Genomic DNA, 18784 nt, shown 5'->3' with positions numbered 1-18784 from the left:
CATTGTCTGCGCTAAATTCTCGAATGCTGACCCATTTTTTCTTCAAAAATGCGATTCAGACACCGTCTAAGCATCGCCAGCATATCTAGAATGGGGACAATAGCGACTTTTTCAAGAGAATCGACCGGTTTTTTTATCGAAAAGCCTAAAAAGAGATCTCGCTCTTGTTTTACTCCACAGAGTTGAAAACTAAATCCCTAATCCTTCCTACAAACTATTAACATTTTCTTACGGTGACCAAAGGAAGTTGTAAGGAGTGTAAGGATGTCGCAAAAAAAACGGATTCTGCTGACATTTTTTGCTTTCTATTTCCTGTGCGCAATTATCGGTGGCCATTGGGTTTGGCAGACCAGTTATCAATCTCTACTTGATAAACACCAATCACAGCTGGAGCAGTTTTCTGGCCATATAAAAAATAAACTCGATAAGTACGCCCATATCCCAAATCTTCTCGCTAAAGATGATCCTCTTTATCAAGCGCTTCTGCACCCCAACAACAGTGCGCAACTGGAAATCACTAATCGGTATTTAGAATCCGTTAATGGCGTGATTGAAGCAGCGGATACGTACTTAATCGATCAATGGGGTACAACGATCGCAGCCAGCAACTGGCGTAAAGAGCGCTCCTTTATCGGGCGAAATTTTGCATTTCGCCCTTATTTCAAACAAGCCATTGTAGGCAAAAGAAGCCAATACTACGCACTGGGCTCAACATCTGGTAAACGTGGCTACTACTATTCTTATCCCATCGTATACGCTGGCGGTGTACTTGGTGTCGTCGTGGTGAAGATGGACCTAAGTAAGATAGAGGACAACTGGCAGCAACCTAACAGTGTTTTTGTCGCCAGCGACCCATACGGAATTGTTTTCATGAGTAGCCGAAGTGAATGGCTACTCAAAAGCTTACAACCACTGACAAAAAAAGAGAAAAAGCAAGTTTGGGCAAGCCAACAATATCTTGATGCGCCAATTGAAACGCTTGGATTAGTAGGTAGTTTGGACGAGGTGCATTCTGAGCTTAAACAGGGTTACCCATACAATAAAGGAACCTTGGTGGTCTCTTCGCTGCCCCTTCCCGAACTCAAACTGACAATTCGTGTGCTGTCTCCTAAACAGTCGATCGTTTGGTTCACCATGGGTTACATCTTTGTACTCACTCTAGCATTCATGGTTTTGTTTTTAATTGGTCAGCTTATTTATCACCGTCAACAGCGTCACTTGCAAATTGAACGAATTCAACAAGAAGCCAATCAAAAGTTGGAATATCAAGTCATGGCACGGACTGCCGAGTTGCAAGCGGAGATCGCACAGCGTATCGATACCGAGCAAACTTTACGCGTTACTCAAGACGAATTGGTGCAAGCAGCGAAACTCGCGGTGTTAGGACAAATGTCGGCCAGTATCAGCCATGAACTGAATAATCCACTTGCGGCAATTCGTAGCTTTGCGGAGAACGGCAAGCTGTTTCTAAAAAAAGAAAAATATGAGCGAGTGGAAGATAATCTCACTCGCATTTCTGCTCTCACTGACCGTATGGCAAATATCAGTCAGCAACTTCGCTCTTTCGCCAAAAAAACCAGTGGTGACGAGTTGGCTCAATCTCGACTGTTCCCTGTTATTGCCTCTGTAAAAGAACTGATGAAGCCCGCATTTAAATCAGGGCGCGTCACGTTAGAAACAAATTTGCCAGAGCATGATGTTGAAGTGCAGATCAATATTATTCAACTGGAGCAAGTGTTGGTCAATTTACTGACTAATGCGATAGAAGCACTCAAAGAGCAACAAGACAAACAGGTAGAATTATCTGTAGAACACGATGAGCACACTGATTTGGTTTGGATTCATGTTGATGATAATGGCCCAGGGCTTGGCTCTTTCTCACTTTCTGATTTATGTGAACCGTTTCTAACCACTAAACTGAACGGTTTAGGTTTGGGTCTCTCTATCTCGCAACAAATCTTAGCCAGTATGAATGGAAAATTATGTGCCCATAATCGAGAACAAGGCGGCGCTCGATTCTCATTGTGTTTACCTATCACTTCTTACAACACTGAACCATCAAAAGGATAAGATCATGTGTCAGGTGTTTTTTATTGATGATGAGGCCGATCTCAGAATCGCTATAGAACAGACCTTTGAACTGGCGGATATCGACGCCAAGTTTTTTGTGGATGCAGAATCGGCTTTAATAGCGATGCAGCAAGGAGAAGAAGCTGGCGTCGTGGTCACTGATATCTGTTTGCCGGGCATTTCTGGTATGGATATGCTGACAACTTTGACTCAACGCGATGCAAACTTACCCGTCATCATGATCACTGGACACGGTGATATTTCCATGGCTGTGCAAGCCCTTCATCAAGGCGCTTACGACTTTATTGAGAAACCTTTTGCGCCAGAACATTTGGTTGAAACGGTTAAGCGGGCGATTGAGAAGCGCAAACTAACCAATGAAAATGAAAAACTGCGCCTGTCACTTAAAGCCAGTAAAACCCTTGGTCCACGAGTTATTGGTGAAACCTCTAGCATCCAAATATTACGAGAGACCATCACCCAAATCGCCGATACCGACGCCGATATTTTATTGTTTGGTGAAACCGGTACAGGGAAAGAGTTAATCGCTCGTTCTTTACATGAGCAAAGCTCTCGCCGGAACCAAAACTTTGTCGCCGTAAATTGTGGAGCGGTTCCAGAGAACTTAATTGAGAGTGAACTCTACGGCCATGAAAAAGGCGCATTCACTGGCGCCGAAAGCCGTCGTATCGGTAAATTTGAGTTTGCACAAGGCGGCACACTTTTCTTGGATGAGATCGAGTCGATGCCTATCCAAGCCCAAATTCGTTTATTGAGGGTATTACAAGAGCGCGTGATTGAGCGTGTCGGTTCAAATGAATTATTGCCTTTAGATATTCGAGTGATTGCCGCAACAAAGGTCGATTTAAAACACGCAGCTGAAGAAGGTACTTTCCGTCAGGACCTCTATTATCGGCTCAATGTCGTGACCCTGGATCTCCCGCCACTACGCGAACGAAAAGAAGACATTCCCGCCCTCTTTCACCACTTTCTGTTGGTAGCAGCTTCACGTTATGGCAAAAGCTCACCTAGCTTGTCACCCCAAGATCTAGCGCAACTGATGAGCCATGACTGGCCTGGCAATGTTCGAGAACTCAGAAATGCTGCAGAGCGTTTTGTGCTATTGGGTAAGTTAATTCAGTTGGGAGAATCGAACCCAGTTGCTAAGTCTTCCTCAAGCCTTGCAGAGCAAGTGGCGGAGTTTGAGAGAGCAGCCATTGAAGGCGCTTTATTAGAAAACAACGGTAGTATTAAACAGACAATGTGCCAATTGAATGTGCCAAGAAAAACTCTTTACGACAAGATGCAGCGCTACCAAATAAATAAAGACCTTTACAAATAAAACACGTTCAAATAGCTGGCATTATATTCAACTTGAATCATAATTTTTAACAACGGGTTTATCATGGTTGTTATAGATATGAACGAAAAAGTGAGAATACCGATTGTTACAGATACCGTGCTCGTAGACGGTTGCTATCAAGAAGAGAGAAGATTCGGTGAAGAGCGTCGCAAAAATAAAAAGAGGTGGCGACACTATGAACGTCGAATTAATTCAGACCCGCGCAAAACTTGTTACAAGTCAATAGACGAAGAGGTGTGAATTCTCACACCTCTTTCTACTTTCTGGCTTCCATTACTTGGTAATGATCTCCGGCCCCATCAAGGTAGTAGGCAACCAAGTCGAAACCCATGGTACATATGTGACGATAATTAGGAATAAGAACATCACTCCAACCCAGGGTAATGCTGCCTTCACTACATTCATCATCGACATTTTGGCAACACCAGCGGTCACAAATAAGTTAAGACCCACGGGCGGCGTTATCATTCCTATCTCCATATTCACCACCATCATTATGCCCAAATGAATTGGGTCTATGCCTAATGCAATCGCAATTGGGAACACGAGCGGCGCAACAATGATCAACAAGCCTGATGGCTCCATGAACTGACCACCAATCAACAACAAGACGTTCACCACAATCAAAAAAGTGATTGGTCCGAGACCAGCCGAGAGCATCGACTCGGTGATCATTTGCGGGATGCGTTCTTCCGTTAAAACATGCTTCAAAATTAAGGCATTAGCAATGATGAACAGAAGCATGATGGTGAGTTTACCCGCTTCATACAGGGTGTGTTTGGTGTCTTTATGAACAAAGGTTTGGAAGATTTTAACGAGCGCAGGTTTAGTGTTTTTCTTGTCTGCAAATGGCCCCATGTCTTTGTATACAAAGTTAGCAATAAAGAATGAGTACACAGCAGCAACCGCAGCGGCTTCTGTCGGCGTAAAGATACCGCCATAGATACCACCAAGAATGATGACGACCAACAACAAGCCCCAGCTTGCATCCTTGGCGGCATCGAAGGTTTCTTTCCAACCAACAAAAGGCTGTTTTGGAAGGTTCTTGATTCTCGCGGCAATGTAAATCGCGATCATCAACATGACACCCGCCAGCAAACCGGGAATCACACCACCAAGGAACATACGTCCAACTGACACATCCGTTGCGGCTGCATACACCACCATCACAATCGAAGGTGGGATCAAAATCCCTAGCGTACCTGCGTTACAAATTACCCCAGAGGCAAACTCTTTTGAGTAACCGTTTTTGATCATACCTGCGATAACAATACTACCTATGGCAACAACCGTTGCAGGTGAGGAACCTGACAACGCGGCAAACATCATACACGCGACAACCGAAGCCATCGCCAAACCGCCGCGGAACCAGCCTACAATGGCAATGGCGAAACGAATGATCCGCTTTGCTACGCCACCCGTCGACATAAAGCTTGAAGCCAATATAAAGAATGGAATAGCCAATAGCGTGTAGTGGCCCGCGAATGCATTAAACAGCGTTTGAGCAACTGACGCTAAAGAGGCATCCGAATGCATTAAAAGGAAAAGAACACTGGAAAGGCCCAGCGAAATAGCAATTGGCACGCCAACCAGCATAAAGCCAATTACCATCAAAAATAGAAATAAGATATCCATGGCTTATTGCTCCTTGTTTTTAGCGTCTTGCGAGGCCTTTGGAGCCATTACGTCTTCAGCGTCACTCATCTCAGCTTTAAGAGATTCGAGCTCTTCCTCCGCTTCATGTCCTGCAATCAAGCGATCGAGCTTACCAGTAGCGATTTGCCACGTGACTTGAACAAATCTAAACGTTAGTAGCGCCATTCCAAGTGGCAAAGCGAAGTAAGGAATAAAACGTGGCAGCTTTTCATAACGCTCTCCCTCATTTAGCCAGTCGGCCATGAACTGGAGTATTTCAGGCATCGGAATATCGTCCGTTTCATACCACGCTCGGTCAGTAGCGAACGGATACCAGTAGTTCCAAGCGCCAATTAACAGCAAAATAGAGAAGGCTAAGCAACACATTGCTGCAAAAAGCGCCAGGGCTTTTCGTTTACCTTCCGGAACGATGTTAATAATGACATCGACACCAATATGAAAGTGTTTTTTCACACCATAAGATGCGCCAACCAACACCATCCATGCGAACATGAAAACGGTGAGCTCAAGCGCCCAAAGAATATTGTCGTTAAAGACATAACGAAAGATGACATTGGCAAAGGTCAGCAAGGTCATGGCACCCAAGAAGAAAGCAATCAAAGTCTCTTCAATGGCATCGGTGATTCGTCCAGCCTTGGCAAAAAAAGTCTGTTCCATAATTACATCACGTCGTCTGTAGGGGGAAAGAGCCCCCTCAGTTTGAGAGGGCTAAATGTGCTAGGTGTTATTATTTTTGGTTAGACGCCAAAGCGGCTTCGATTAGGTCAGAACCAATGTCTTTTTCGAACTTCTTCCATACTGGTTGAAGTGCAGTGACCCATTCTTGGCGCTGTTCTGGCGTTAGAGTACGAACCACACCACCTGCCTCGATGATATTGTTCTTATTCGCAAGGTTTACTTTGGTTGACTCAGCATTACGCTGCGCAGTTACCTCTTGAATAATGGTATTTAACTGCTCGCGCTGATCATCTGGTAGGTTTTTCCAGAAGTCGTTTGACGTCACAACTAAGTAATCCAGAATTCCGTGGTTCGTTTCCGTAATGCCATCTTGAACTTCGAAGAATTTTTTGCCGTAAATGTTTGACCAAGTATTTTCTTGACCATCAATAACCTTAGTTTGCAAGCCGCCGTAAACTTCTTTGAACGACATTTTTTGTGGGTTAGCACCTAGCTGCTCAAACTGAGCAACGAGTACATCAGACGCTTGAACACGGAACTTAAGTCCTTCAGCATCAGTTGGAGAAATGAGCGGCTTGTTGGCTGACATTTGCTTCATGCCGTTATGCCAAAACGCAATGCCTTGTAGGCCACGACGTTTCATTGAATTTTTCAGCTTTTCACCCGCTTCCGAGTTTTGGAAACGGTCAACCGCGTCGACATCATCGAACAAGAAAGGAAGATCGAAAAGGCGGTACTTCTTGGTGAATTTCTCAAACTTAGAAAGAGAAGGAGCAGCGAGTTGAACATCACCATTCAGTAGCGCTTCCAACACTTTGTCATCATCATACAGTGTTGAGTTAGGAAACACCTGCATACAGACTTTACCGTTCATCTCTTCGTTGACGCGCTTTTCAAGTAACGAAGCCGCGATGCCTTTAGGGTGTTTGTCCGCGTTCGTTACATGGCTAAACTTGATGACCGTTTCACCCGGGTCACAATTTGCGGCAGCATTAAAACTGGTAACAGCAAGTGCAGAGACAGATAGTAGAGTTAGAGGCTTAAACATTATTATTCTCCTTGTTGAATCACATCCCATCCCGTCCATGAGTAACTAGGTGTTAGGCGATGGGTACGGATGTTCAACAAGGAGCAATTAATGGACCATGTTAAAATTTACATGTATTTCAATAAATTAACATAGCCCATTAACATGAATCCGAAGTGTAACGAGTGAATTCCACCCAAGAAAAAGATACAAATGGGTGGGAAATGACCCATTTATGAAGAACAGCTTATCTCCATTTTCTTCCCCCATTCCGGCGGCAATTTCGCATAATCATCAAACTCGGTTTGCTCATCAAATGGGCGTTTTAACAGTTCGGCCAATCGGTGTAATTCGCTAAAGTCCCCTTCTTCCGCTTTATCAATCGCCAACTGAGCCAAGTAGTTACGCAAGATGTATTTGGGATTGGCTTGACGCATCTGTTTGCAACGCTGTTCGGTTGAAATCAGGCCCCCTAGTTCATCAACCTCTAGCTCACACCGAGCTAAGTACAGTTCAAGCCAAGCTCGCGCAGCTTCTCGATCGAGAAATAAATCGATTACGGCTTGGGAAGGCGCATTATCAAGGTTTGAAAGCGTTCTGAAGAAGCGAGTGTAGTCCGTTTTGTTCTGGTGAAGAAGCTCAAACATAGCTTCAAACAAACGCCCATCTTCCGCTATCTTGGTTTTTAAGCCCAACTTCTCACGCATGAGGCGGCTGAACTGCTGGCTTAAATGAACTTCAAATTGACTCAACGACGATTCTAAATCTTCTCGTTCAACGAGTGGCGATAACGCATGCGCCAGTGCTGACAGGTTCCAAAGCGCAATTCTAGGCTGTTGATCAAATGCGTAACGACCCTGGTAGTCTGAATGATTACAAATGTATCCCGGCTCATAATCATCAAGAAAGCCAAACGGACCATAATCAAAAGTTTGCCCAAGAATTGACATGTTATCGGTATTCATCACGCCATGCGCAAAACCAAAAGCTTGCCAATATGCGATCATCTCGGCTGTTTTAGTCACGATGGCGTCAAACATCGCGGCATATGGTTTCTCCGCCGATGCACAATCAGCAAAGTGCCACTCAATCACCTTATCCGCCAACAGCTTCTGCTCTACTAACTGGTTGGTGTAAAAGAAATGCTCAAAGTGACCGAATCGAACATGGGTTTCAGCCATTCGAAGTAACAAAGCGCCCGATTCCGTTTTTTCTCGATAAACAGGTGTATCACTGACCATCATACCGAGAGCACGTGTCGTGGGAACCCCAAGGCCCGCCATGGCTTCACTGCACAGGTACTCACGGATAGTCGAGCGTAATACCGCTCGCCCATCCCCCATTCGCGAGTAAGGCGTTAGCCCTGCACCTTTGAGGTGAAGATCAAACCAAGTACCATCCTGATGCTCAATTTCTGCCAACAGTAATCCACGTCCATCGCCCAAATCTGGGTTGTAAACGCCAAACTGATGGCCTGCATATTTCATCGCAATAGGACGAAATTGTTCGAATTCACTTAGCCCAGAAAAAACCGCCAATAACTCATCGTTTTGCTCTGCTGGTAAACCAAACTGCTGTGCAAACTCACCATTCCAAGCGACCCAGCGAGTGTTGTCCAAGGGTTGTGGCTCGACCAACGTATAGAACGCTGACGGTAATTGACTAAAGCGATGGGTGAAATTGACCCGTTGCCAAATGGACATGTAGGGTTCCTTAATAAAAAGAAGTACTGTTGTGAGTATACGTGTGAATGTCCCTGTCATTCAGCCATGAAATGGGCATGGGTATTTTGCGTGAATAACGCGAAGGCGGCAGGAAGGTATCAACCTGCCGCAGACCGTCTCCTAAACGGAGGTAGCATGTAAAAACGATCAAAGGGTTAAGCGGAAAATTCTTCACCCGTTTTTGGTGGCTGTGATGGCGTATCAAAACGAGCGCGTTCGATATCCACTACCGTTTTATAGCTCAATGATAACAATGCCAGCTGGTACGCGCCAAAAATACCATAGGCCACACCGACGAGGCTCAACATAAAGAGATTCGTAAAGTGGCTAAAGATCAGCTGACTGAGCAAGCCCGCACCCAATGGAATTAGTCCCATCAAAATGAATACTTGTTTGTTGTATGGTCTGCTCTGGTTCCACGAACGACGCAAACTGCGCGGCTGATGATCCATTGCAGTCGCTGGCAACACAAATGACCATCGCGCCATTACCCAATAGCCAGGAATGCTTGCAATCGTTGTGATAATAGCCATAGCAACAAAGTCGGCTTCACCACTTTCTGCAATGTAGATAAACGACAACACAAAGATCGGGATACCAATAACGAGCATCATCATCAGTCCAAACAGTATCCACCAGCCTATGAAACGGAATTCTCGAGCTGACAAACGAAATACATCCAACGCAGAGTGCATGTAATCGCCGGCTAAATAAATTCGATGCACACGCACAGCCGCCATAGCGGCAACAAGTGGGTACAAAATAATTGTGACGAAATAAAATCCTGCGACATTGCCTTCTTGAACGTTCGCTTGATCTTGCCCCGTCATTTCAGGATACATAAAAGCAAAAATTGAGTGCACGATAATCAACGGAATACAAGCAATAACAATTGCGAGTAGATTCCTTCTCACCATCACTGCCGCTTCTCGGCATATTTCCGAAACAGAAAAGCCCTCGGTAGACATATAACATCCTTAGTTCATAAAAATCGGCCCCTAGGGTAACCGCAGAGTAGAAAAATCGCTTTAAAAATAATGAGAAACACATCTCATAAGACAATGAGAACGAAACCAAAATAGATCAGATAAAAAATAAGCCACTCAATGTGAGTGGCTTATACCGCAATTCAATACCGTTTTAGACGCGACGTCGCCAGCCTAATGTTGCAAGTAACATCAAAGCCCAATAAGAAACACTGCCGCTACCTTCTGAGTTCTTGAATGTCGTTGTCTTCAAAGAAGCAACAACCGTCACGATAACTTCCCCCGTAGCAGTGGCACCATGACCATCTGAAACCGTATATTGCAGCTTGATGCCGTCAGTAGGGCTATCCGGTGCTTGAAAACGGATTTTGCCATTCTCTACACTCGCACTTCCCACACCCGTTACGTTCTGTACGCTTTCTACAACCAGTTTATCGCCGTTCACATCCGAATCATTGCTCGCTGCATCAATCAGAATACTTTCACCAACGGCAACGGTCGCCGTATCTGCAAGCGTAAGTGGCGCTGCGTTTTTCATGGTTAAATCGACGGTAGCACTGGACGTTTCATTACTAGGGTCAGTCACGGTTAAACGGAATGTCAGAACCTCACCCGCTTTTGCACCTTGAGGCACCGTAAAGCTTGTGCTAACACTGGTTGCATTGCCAAGAGAAACTGAAGTGCCAGCCAACTGCTCCCATTTATAACTCAACACATCGCCATCAGCATCCGTACTATTTAACGCAGACAACGTGACTCGCTGCCCAACCGTCATGTCTTTATTATCAACATCAATCACGGCCACTGGCGCTTCGTTGCTGCCAAGCACTTCCACCTGCACATTCACGATTGAAGATGAGTACGCACCATCAACCGACAACAAACGATATTGGAAAGTGTCCAGACCAACGAAGTTAGCTTCAGGTTGGTACTGGTTGCCAGAGATGGTGCCGTGCTCAGGCTTCTGCACAATGTCCACATTGAACTGATACCCTACCGCCATGAAATCATTGTCCATCAGGTTCAGTTTGATTGGCGTATTTTTATTGGTTTGTAACGAATCAGATTTCGCTTCAACCAAGTTGCTCGCATCCACATTTAATAATGCTGCAAACGGAATATAAGAGAACCCGGCTTTTTCTAGACCAAACGTGCCAATCTCACTGTAATCACCAGTCCACATTACAGGTAGGGAGGCTTTTTCAGTTTTTAGCAAGCGGCCGAAGTCAAAGTTTGCATCAAATTGACCGCCTTCCAATTCAACGACCAATAAGTGCTGACCCGCACTCAATTGGCTTGATTGGGGGAATAAAATTCGAGATGACTTTTGGAAGTTACCTTGCTGTAAAAGCTCAGCGTTGTTTTGATTCAATATTAATCGATAGCCAATGTTTCCAGAAAATGGGAATCGCCAAACTCGATAAGTCATGTCACTTTGAGCGCTATCTCTTTGCGCGTAAAGTTGAAGGCCATCAAGCTCTGTATCACTATTCAAGTCCAGTGACACCGCCAGAGTGTTACTCCCACTCGCGTACACATAACCTTGGTGAAGAGAGTTCAGCCATGCTGATTTATTTGGTTCGTTTGTATGTTCAAGAGAAAAACTACCACCGTTGGTGTTGCTGGCAATGTTGGAAATACGAACCCCAGTATCAAACCCTGTGATCGCTCTCAGACCCGGGGTCGATGTATCTGAAATGACATCGCCACCATTAGGATATAAATCGTCAGCGTCACTCCTACCATCATTTTCTAACTCATTCAGACCATCAGCCTGCATGATTTGAACCTGCATCGCGCCAACATCATTAAAGCGGTTCTGGACATTAACCGACGTCGCCAGGATACCTTCAGCCGCCAATGCTCGGTCGTAACCGCTAAAGGTGCGATTTTCCAAGTAAATACGTGGACCAAACTCTTTCAAGTACGGGTCGAGATACACCAGCTTGACATCGTCGTTGTTCACAGAAATAGGCGCTGGACTTTCATGAGTTACCGTTGGTACAACAAAACCAGCAGCGTGTTTGCTCCATGCACTCATGTTCACCGGAGTGTCGCCAGCGTATGAATCTCCCGGTTTCTGCGCCCATGAACCGCCACCCATCACGCCCCAAGAGCCAATCGAGGCATCACTGTTCCTTGCGTACAAATCCGGTAAGCCAAGCATTAAGTGACCAAGCTCGTGTACGATCACGCCCAACGTCGCTTGATGATCAACTTGATAGTCAGCGAACACACAATAGTCTGTGATCTTTTTACCATCTAGTGTGACATCATCGTGAGAGAATTTGTGCGGCCAAATCGCAGGACGGTTGAGAACCCCTGTTGAACGATCGCCCCCCGCAAAAATAAACATGACAGAGAGTTCTGACGGTTCTACGGTACCATTTTGATTGCTGTCGTAGGCCGAAAGATTAAAGTATGGATCCAGTTTTTGATAAGCCTCGGTGAAAACCGCATTCAACTTGGCGGTGCATGTCTTATCAGTCGAACTAGAGTGACAGTTAGGGTGGCTTTGTGCCACAGTCACATCTATCACACCGTCATTGGCGGTGCCGTAACTCTCAAGTGCAGGAACAACTTTGAATTTACCTTGAGAGTTTTTATCAAAGTAATCCACAACGCTTTGACCATTGGTATTAAATACGCGTTGCTCAAAATCATGCACCATTGCTTGGTCATCAAACGAAACTTGCACAACCAATAGGGGCTGCTGCTTCACCGTTGAACTGCTCATCGCCTGGTAACCTTGCGCCGAACGCAGTAGGTTTTTTCGTGCCATCGGCTCAATGGTTTTTAGAGAAGATAATTGCGGTTTAACTTGTAAATCCGGGCGAAACTTCGCCGACTCAGGTGGCTCACTCGACTGCGTTTTCACCACACCTGTCGAGATCAATATTGGCGTGTCTGACTCGCGCTGAATCTGCGCGAAAAACCAAACGCCGTCTTCCTGAAGTAAGGCATTGCCCTGCTTATCTTCAAACCAGTGGAAATCTGCCGTTCCACGTAGAATTGCCTCACTGGAGCTACCATCGCTCAACGCAATAGTATGCCAAACCGGTGATGGCGGAGTAGTTGCCATGCTCTTCCCTGCAAGAAGCGCAGTTAGCATAGCCATGGCGAGTGTGTTGAATTTCAAAGTACGACTCCATCTTTTCGATTCGTTAATTAATACCGAGCACAACAAACACAAAGTAACCCTATGGGCATAGAGTAAGACTGAGTGACTATTGACGAAGGCTGGTATCAATTCGCTCAGATAACACGACGTAGTTTGGTGTCACACTACAAAAGCGTCGGATTCCAAAACGCTGTTATGAGCGTAGCTTCTAAGAATATAAATTGAGTGAATGAATAGTATCGAAACGAAAGGAAGAAGAAATGAACTTCTACGAATTTGTAGGTAAAACTGGGCAACATTCCACATATTCTATAAATGTACGAGCACTGCTATTAATCAATGCTCGTAATGGTCGCGCGGCCATTGTTTAACGCTATATTAACCTGTAAGAACGGCGTCTTCTGGGTATTTGACCAAGGTAGGTTCAGGACGTGCCAACATGTAGGCAAGCGTGAGCGGCCCAATACGACCAATGATCATCACCACGATCATAATGTATTTACCAGGTTCAGAAAGTTCCGCAGTCAAACCGGCGGTGAGCCCCACTGTGGCAAATGCGGAAATGGTTTCAAACATAACTTTATCAAAGCTGGCCTTCTCGGTAAGCATCAATAAAAACATTGCGCTTGTCAGGATGGCTCCGCTCACAACGATAATTGCCAATGACTTAGTCACAGTTTGCCAATTTATGGTTCGCTTAAACATAACCACATGTTTCTTTTGGCGTAAAAAGGTCCACGTAGCCATAAACGCAACAGCAAATGTGGAAACTTTAATACCGCCCCCCGTTGAGGTGGAACCCGCTCCAATTAACATTAGAACAATCATGACCAGTAAGGCTGGCTGGGTAAACAACGCCAAGTCAACACTATTAAACCCTGCCGTTCGAGCACTCGCAGATTGAAAGAATGCCGCCAACCATTGCCCTGTTGCAGGTAAAGACGCCATTGTGTTTGGGTTACTTCGTTCAAGTAACCAAAACAGCATCGTTCCGACTAAGAGCAATATCGGTGTCGCAATCAGCATGATTTTGGTGTGAAGATGCAAAAAGTGGAAACCTTTGCGCCAGTTTATCCAGATGTCACCCACAACAGTAAAGCCAAGCCCGCCAAAAATGAATAGCCCCGCCAGTGTAAAGATAACCAACGGATCATTCACAAAGCTCATCATACTGTCAGAAAACAGCGCGAACCCAGCGTTGTTAAATGCAGAAATTGCATGAAACAAGGCGTAAAACATACCAGTCTTCCAGCCCATTTCAGGGACCCAGCGGATAGAGAGAAAAATAAACCCGATCGTTTCTGCAACAAGCGCGAAAACAACAATCCGCTTTACTAGTCGGTTTAGATTGACTTGCCGATCTTGCCCTAATGCTTCTTTCGCCAGCGCTTGTTGACGCAAACTCAAACGCACGCCGAACATATAGAGTAAGACCGCCGACAAAGTCATCTGCCCCAACCCACCGATTTGCATTAAAAACATCAGCAAGATTTTACCCGCAAGCGTAAAGTGTTGCCCAGTATCGACAACACCAAGCCCTGTCACACTAATAGCGGACGTTGCAGTAAACAAAGCATCCGTTATCGACAGGCCCGTAACAGAAAAAACTGGCAAGGTTAGCAATACCGCAGAAGGCAGTAAAACACCGAGAAAACTGAGCAATATAATTCGCGGTTCGTTGCCTTTCGCTTTCTCTTGTTTACCATCTGGTGCGTAAAAAACACCTTTCTGATGAAAATACGTCATAGCGATTTTAATTTATTTGCGAGCGCATCTTGAGGGCCGACCACAATAATTAGGTCACCAATTTCTAGTGTGGTATTAAGGTCAGGTGCCTTGGTAATTTCTGGGCCCCGTTTAAACCCTAGCACTTGCACGCCATCGACTTTGCACAGAGCCAAATCACTTAGTGTCTTACCCATCCAACGAGAGCCAATCACAAACTCCGTCATAGCTAAGCCACTGCCTAATGGGTGGAACTCAAGAACCCGTTTATCGAGCATTTTACGCGCGACACGTATCCCCATGTCACGCTCAGGCATGATAATGTGGTCTGCGCCAATTTTTTGCAGAACACGAGCTTGGAAGCGGTCGTTGGCTTTAACCCATACTGACTTTACTCCCGCCTCTTTAGCAATCAATGTCGCAAGAATACTGGCATTGACATCCGCTCCGATGGCAATCATCACCATGTCGTAATCATCAAGTTTGAGCTCAGCAACCGTCTCTTCGTGAGTACAGTTAGCCACAACCGCCTGACTAACAAAACTGGCAGCTTCTTTAACTCTGTCTTCGTTGATGTCAACGGCTAAAACTTGAGCGCCTGAATCTTGTAACTCTTTACACACTGCCAAACCAAATCGGCCAAGACCAATAACGGCGAATTGCTTATCACCTGTTTTCATTTGTGCCCCATCTTATGCATTCATTAGCAAGCAAAAAAGTTTGCGCCCATTCCTTACCTTGTGCAAACCTGCGGACAGATAATTGACAAAAGCTTAACGCACCTTGATTCACTTTACGTGTTAAGCGTATGACACTGATTAACTTTTTTCCTCATTACCGAATAGAAACCGTCGCGATGGCTACATTATTGGATGCCTAAAAACGCAAAAAGCCGCAAGAATGCGGCTTTTAGATCATGGGATAAACTGGCTATTTTGATTCGCGCTTATCGTGCGGTTTACGTTTATTCTTAGGCACGTAATTTAAAATTGAAATTGGTACTGGCTTTCTTGGCGCAAAACCTTCAATTTCCACTCGCTCTAGCAAGTGCCCTAAACGGCTTTCAATCATGCAGAGGTTCTTAAAGTCGTCTTTTGAAACCAGTGATATCGCCTCACCTTTCGCGCCAGCACGACCTGTACGACCAATACGATGTACATACTCATCCGCTGGGTAAGGTAAATCGTAGTTGATGACAACTGGCAGATTATCAATATCAATACCGCGCGCAGCAACGCCGGTTGCGACTAAGTACTGGATTTCACCCGCTTTAAACTTTTCTATTAATTCCTGGCGAACACGCTGATTACGGCCACTGTGGAATGCTTCTGCCACAATGCCACGTTTCTCAAGTTGGCTTACCAGTTTGGCTGCACCGTGTTTAGTTTCAATAAATACCAGTACTTGCGACCAGTCATTTTCTTTAAGCAAGTGACTTAACAGCGACGACTTCATGTCTTTATCGACGGTCGTGATCCACTGTTTAATATTTGATTTTGAGGCACTGTGCTTTGCAATCGTGATCTCTTCAGGATCAATAATCGCATTTTTCGCCAAGTCACGAACAGGGTTAGATAACGTCGCTGAGAACAGCAAACTTTGCACATGTTCTGGCATACAGTCGACGATTTTGTCGATCGCATCGATGAATCCCATATCCAACATTTTGTCGGCTTCATCAAGCACTAGCATTTCCACTTCATCAAAGTGAATCGCGCGTTGACCGTACAGATCAATCAAGCGCCCAGGCGTGCTTACCACAATATCGACACCCTCGATCAAGGCTTGTTTTTGTGGTGCATAATCCACACCACCAAACATCGCCATTGAGCGTAATGGTAAGTTTTTACCATAAGCTTCAATACTTTGATGAACCTGAAGCGCAAGTTCGCGTGTTGGCGTTAGGATAATCGCACGAGCGCGTTTTTTACGTTGCGTTTCGCCTCGACTAAGCTTTTCTAAGATTGGCAGAACAAAACTGGCCGTTTTACCTGTGCCCGTTTGCGCTGCTGCAATTAAATTGCGGCCACGCAATACGATTGGAATGGCTTTTTGTTGGATAGAAGTGGGTTTTTCATAACCTAGCGCTTTTACTGCATCAGCAATCGATGCGCTTAAACCAAGCTTAGAAAATGGCATAGAAAGGTCTCAACAGAGGAAATGGGCGCGTAGTGTATCAGAATCCCCGTGAAGTAACAGAAGGATTCATGCGCGAAAAACTAGGAACATGACACAATCTTAGCCCAGGAAATTGGGCTGCAAACCTTTTTCTAATTTTTTCCTCACTTTGTAGGAAACATCATTAAGCGTGATTTTCCCCGTTTTGTGGCGGTCGATACCTGCATTCTGTCGATAGGCAATTGAGCCTTGTCTGAACAAAACGAAAGACGGCGGTTTACCAATCGCAGCAGGGTAGAGAATGGCCATGTAAGCATCTTCTAAGCTATTAATTTTATTTCGATAGGGCCAATAGTACGCTTTCACATAGTCAAGTTGTTCAAGCGCGCTCATTCTCGCAAGAGTCTTTGTGTTCACTCCTAATGACTCTGCGGTAGAGGGCATAAATTGAATTAACCCTGTAGCCCCGCTTCCGGAACCATTTTTGATGCTTGGACTGAAAGTTTCAGCAGTTTCAAATGCCATGCACGCCATAAGATGATTAGGATTGATCTTTAGCTCTTTACTAATACGGATGACTTTAGATTTGAACTCTGGAGAAACTTTACCTCCCCACGCTACCGCGTTCTCGGGATCTGCAATCGAAGAGACCGTTGATGCGTCATGTTCTTCGACAATTTTAGAAAGTAGAGGAAGCGTTTGGCGTAGTCGATGGCTCGAACTCACCAAGCGAATTGATTTGGTAAGAAACTTGTCTTTTTTTTGGTGTAGTTTTTGGAACTTTACTAACTTATACAGTTGCTTATAAACCGTTTTCACAACGAAGCCGGATGTAGGGAACACTCCCAGAATGTAATCCATTTCCTACAAATTTAATATAAATATCAGCAACAGGAATTCTAGATGTGATCAATGTCACCATAAAAATTCTCAAATTCGATACACACCGATGTAAGTGGTCAATGTGTCTCCAACACGCTAGAAGTAAAAGTAAAGAGGCATTAAAAAGGTCTTACCAATTTTTTGGTAAGACCTAGGTTTACTGATTCTCGGATAAGCGAATGTATATTCTTACAGTTCAGCTTCCCGAACCAGTTCTGCAAGCGTCGACAAACGCTGCTCACTTTGTTTTACGTAAGGATTATTCGTATCCCAAGCATATCCAGCCAAAATCGCACTAATCATCTGTTTAATACGTGGATTCGGGTTTTGATAGAAAATCACATCTTGCAACGTGCCGTTGTACCAGCCTTCCACATAAGTGCGGAATGTGTTCACTCCCACCATTAAGCGTTGCGAGTACTCTTCTTGCCAATCAACCTTTTCACCATTCAGCTGACGAACCACGCAGTCCGCTGCAAACTCTGCCGATTTCATGGCGATAGTGACACCCGATGAAAATACAGGATCAAGAAACTCACCTGCATTACCAAGCAACGCGTAGTGCTCTGTCGCTAAACGTTTGACGTTAGCAGAATAGCCACCCAACTCGCCTGCTGGATTCGGGTAATTCGCGTTTCGCAATAAAGCAGCCAAACCCGGCTCTTCATTGGCTAACTGCTGCAACGCTGCAATCTTATCTTCTGGGTATTTTTCGAAAAATTCTGGCTCACCCACCACACCAAACGAACAGGTACCATTAGAGAATGGGATTAGCCAGTACCATACGTCGTGATTTTCAGGATGAACTGAAATTAAAATTTTGTTGCGATCGTATTCCGGCTCTTGGGGAGAGATATGATCTTCGATATGGGTAAAGATCGCTTTTCTAGGCGGAAGACAAGAAGGTTCTTCTAGCTCCAACAAGCGTGGCAAAACACGCCCAAAGCCACTTGCATCCAACACAAAATCTGCTTCGATTTGATAAGCCTTCTTATTTGAGTCGAGCACTTCTAATCGAGACTTTTTCCCTTCAAACACTAGGTTGAGCAGCTCATGCTGATAACGAATCTCTACGCCTTGCTCTTCAGCGCTATCTGCCAATACTTTATCAAAGTTGGCACGTTGAACCTGAAACGTCGTGCCCGGTCCTGGCGTGTATTTGTTTGTAAAGTCGAACTGGGTGTATACGCCATTACGACGAAATGCAGCACCATCTTTATACTGGAAGCCAAACTGCTTTACCGCATTGGTCATTCCTGCTTGTTCAACAACTTCCATACATGCAGGGAGTAGGCTTTCTCCTATGGAAAAACGTGGAAAAGTCGCTTTTTCTAAGACAACAACATCTATGCCACGCGATTTTAATAACGCAGAAACGGTTGAACCTGATGGTCCCGCTCCTACGACAACAACTTGCTTGAGCTCTGTTTTCAT

Annotated in this window: 14 protein-coding genes and 1 pseudogene; 3 read left to right on the top strand and 12 right to left on the bottom strand. The window is 45.0% G+C overall.

The genetic code is table 11. From position 1 onward, the window contains the following. Positions 1 to 11 precede the first annotated feature (11 nt). Positions 12 to 224 (bottom strand): annotated as a pseudogene (locus R7M72_RS16820) (hypothetical protein). A 40-nt stretch (positions 225 to 264) separates the two neighbouring features. Between R7M72_RS16820 and R7M72_RS16815 the strand changes: the two are divergent. From R7M72_RS16815 to R7M72_RS16805, 3 genes are all read left to right on the top strand, one after another. Next, positions 265 to 2070 carry an ATP-binding protein gene (locus R7M72_RS16815; RefSeq protein WP_137281803.1) on the top strand — a complete coding sequence of 602 codons (1806 nt, stop codon included), beginning with the start codon at positions 265 to 267 and terminating at the stop codon, positions 2068 to 2070. Between the two features lie 4 nt (positions 2071 to 2074). Then, on the top strand, positions 2075 to 3412 hold the full coding sequence (locus R7M72_RS16810; RefSeq protein WP_005382254.1) for a sigma-54-dependent transcriptional regulator: 1338 nt from the start codon (positions 2075 to 2077) through the stop codon (positions 3410 to 3412). A 78-nt stretch (positions 3413 to 3490) separates the two neighbouring features. Further along, entirely contained in the window at positions 3491 to 3673 is a 183-nt protein-coding gene (locus R7M72_RS16805) for a hypothetical protein (protein WP_021034161.1), read from the top strand. A 33-nt stretch (positions 3674 to 3706) separates the two neighbouring features. Here the strand turns inward: R7M72_RS16805 and R7M72_RS16800 are convergent, their stop codons facing one another. The 11 genes from R7M72_RS16800 to R7M72_RS16750 all read right to left on the bottom strand — a co-directional run bounded on the left by R7M72_RS16800 (position 3707) and on the right by R7M72_RS16750 (position 18784). Continuing rightward, positions 3707 to 5068, bottom strand: a complete 1362-nt coding sequence (locus R7M72_RS16800; RefSeq protein ID WP_005382255.1) for a TRAP transporter large permease — start codon at positions 5066 to 5068, stop codon at positions 3707 to 3709. A gap of 3 nt (positions 5069 to 5071) precedes the next feature. Further along, positions 5072 to 5746 carry a TRAP transporter small permease gene (locus R7M72_RS16795; protein ID WP_005384308.1) on the bottom strand — a complete coding sequence of 225 codons (675 nt, stop codon included), beginning with the start codon at positions 5744 to 5746 and terminating at the stop codon, positions 5072 to 5074. A gap of 70 nt (positions 5747 to 5816) precedes the next feature. Beyond that, a complete protein-coding gene (locus tag R7M72_RS16790) occupies positions 5817 to 6815 on the bottom strand; it encodes a TRAP transporter substrate-binding protein (RefSeq protein ID WP_017634784.1) in 999 nt (332 codons plus the stop codon). 212 nt (positions 6816 to 7027) lie between these two features. After that, complete coding sequence (locus R7M72_RS16785) at positions 7028 to 8497, bottom strand: protein adenylyltransferase SelO (RefSeq protein ID WP_262583860.1); 1470 nt, start codon at positions 8495 to 8497, stop codon at positions 7028 to 7030. Between the two features lie 176 nt (positions 8498 to 8673). Further along, positions 8674 to 9486 (bottom strand): hypothetical protein, encoded by an 813-nt coding sequence (locus tag R7M72_RS16780; RefSeq protein WP_033906890.1) that lies wholly within the window; start codon positions 9484 to 9486, stop codon positions 8674 to 8676. Between the two features lie 172 nt (positions 9487 to 9658). After that, on the bottom strand, positions 9659 to 12643 hold the full coding sequence (locus tag R7M72_RS16775; RefSeq protein WP_182016607.1) for a M6 family metalloprotease domain-containing protein: 2985 nt from the start codon (positions 12641 to 12643) through the stop codon (positions 9659 to 9661). Between the two features lie 360 nt (positions 12644 to 13003). Further along, on the bottom strand, positions 13004 to 14371 hold the full coding sequence (locus R7M72_RS16770) for a TrkH family potassium uptake protein (RefSeq protein ID WP_318056262.1): 1368 nt from the start codon (positions 14369 to 14371) through the stop codon (positions 13004 to 13006). Then, complete coding sequence (locus tag R7M72_RS16765) at positions 14368 to 15030, bottom strand: potassium channel family protein (protein ID WP_005388291.1); 663 nt, start codon at positions 15028 to 15030, stop codon at positions 14368 to 14370. Before R7M72_RS16765 ends, R7M72_RS16770 begins: the two co-directional genes overlap by 4 nt. 250 nt (positions 15031 to 15280) lie before the next feature. After that, positions 15281 to 16489 carry a DEAD/DEAH box helicase gene (locus R7M72_RS16760; RefSeq protein WP_005382264.1) on the bottom strand — a complete coding sequence of 403 codons (1209 nt, stop codon included), beginning with the start codon at positions 16487 to 16489 and terminating at the stop codon, positions 15281 to 15283. 99 nt (positions 16490 to 16588) lie between these two features. Further along, positions 16589 to 17329 (bottom strand): transglycosylase SLT domain-containing protein, encoded by a 741-nt coding sequence (locus R7M72_RS16755; protein ID WP_017634789.1) that lies wholly within the window; start codon positions 17327 to 17329, stop codon positions 16589 to 16591. 210 nt (positions 17330 to 17539) lie between these two features. After that, entirely contained in the window at positions 17540 to 18784 is a 1245-nt protein-coding gene (locus R7M72_RS16750; protein WP_085569948.1) for an NAD(P)/FAD-dependent oxidoreductase, read from the bottom strand.

The organism is Vibrio sp. YT-18, from assembly GCF_033337345.1.
Taxonomy (GTDB): Bacteria; Pseudomonadota; Gammaproteobacteria; order Enterobacterales; family Vibrionaceae; genus Vibrio; species Vibrio alginolyticus.
The sequence above is the reverse complement of the archived record's forward strand: the minus strand, read 5'-3'. Positions and strand labels throughout refer to the sequence as shown.

Excerpts from the sequence above, each read along its gene's own strand:
- R7M72_RS16800 (WP_005382255.1), bottom strand. The coding sequence starts at position 5,068 with ATGGATATCTTATTTCTATTTTTGATGGTAATTGGCTTTATGCTGGTT.
- R7M72_RS16815 (WP_137281803.1), top strand. The coding sequence starts at position 265 with ATGTCGCAAAAAAAACGGATTCTGCTGACATTTTTTGCTTTCTATTTC.
- R7M72_RS16765 (WP_005388291.1), bottom strand. The coding sequence starts at position 15,030 with ATGAAAACAGGTGATAAGCAATTCGCCGTTATTGGTCTTGGCCGATTT.
- R7M72_RS16790 (WP_017634784.1), bottom strand. The coding sequence starts at position 6,815 with ATGTTTAAGCCTCTAACTCTACTATCTGTCTCTGCACTTGCTGTTACC.
- R7M72_RS16755 (WP_017634789.1), bottom strand. The coding sequence starts at position 17,329 with ATGGATTACATTCTGGGAGTGTTCCCTACATCCGGCTTCGTTGTGAAA.
- R7M72_RS16805 (WP_021034161.1), top strand. The coding sequence starts at position 3,491 with ATGAACGAAAAAGTGAGAATACCGATTGTTACAGATACCGTGCTCGTA.
- R7M72_RS16810 (WP_005382254.1), top strand. The coding sequence starts at position 2,075 with ATGTGTCAGGTGTTTTTTATTGATGATGAGGCCGATCTCAGAATCGCT.
- R7M72_RS16780 (WP_033906890.1), bottom strand. The coding sequence starts at position 9,486 with ATGTCTACCGAGGGCTTTTCTGTTTCGGAAATATGCCGAGAAGCGGCA.
- R7M72_RS16750 (WP_085569948.1), bottom strand. The coding sequence starts at position 18,784 with ATGAAAACAGAGCTCAAGCAAGTTGTTGTCGTAGGAGCGGGACCATCA.
- R7M72_RS16795 (WP_005384308.1), bottom strand. The coding sequence starts at position 5,746 with ATGGAACAGACTTTTTTTGCCAAGGCTGGACGAATCACCGATGCCATT.
- R7M72_RS16785 (WP_262583860.1), bottom strand. The coding sequence starts at position 8,497 with ATGTCCATTTGGCAACGGGTCAATTTCACCCATCGCTTTAGTCAATTA.
- R7M72_RS16760 (WP_005382264.1), bottom strand. The coding sequence starts at position 16,489 with ATGCCATTTTCTAAGCTTGGTTTAAGCGCATCGATTGCTGATGCAGTA.
- R7M72_RS16770 (WP_318056262.1), bottom strand. The coding sequence starts at position 14,371 with ATGACGTATTTTCATCAGAAAGGTGTTTTTTACGCACCAGATGGTAAA.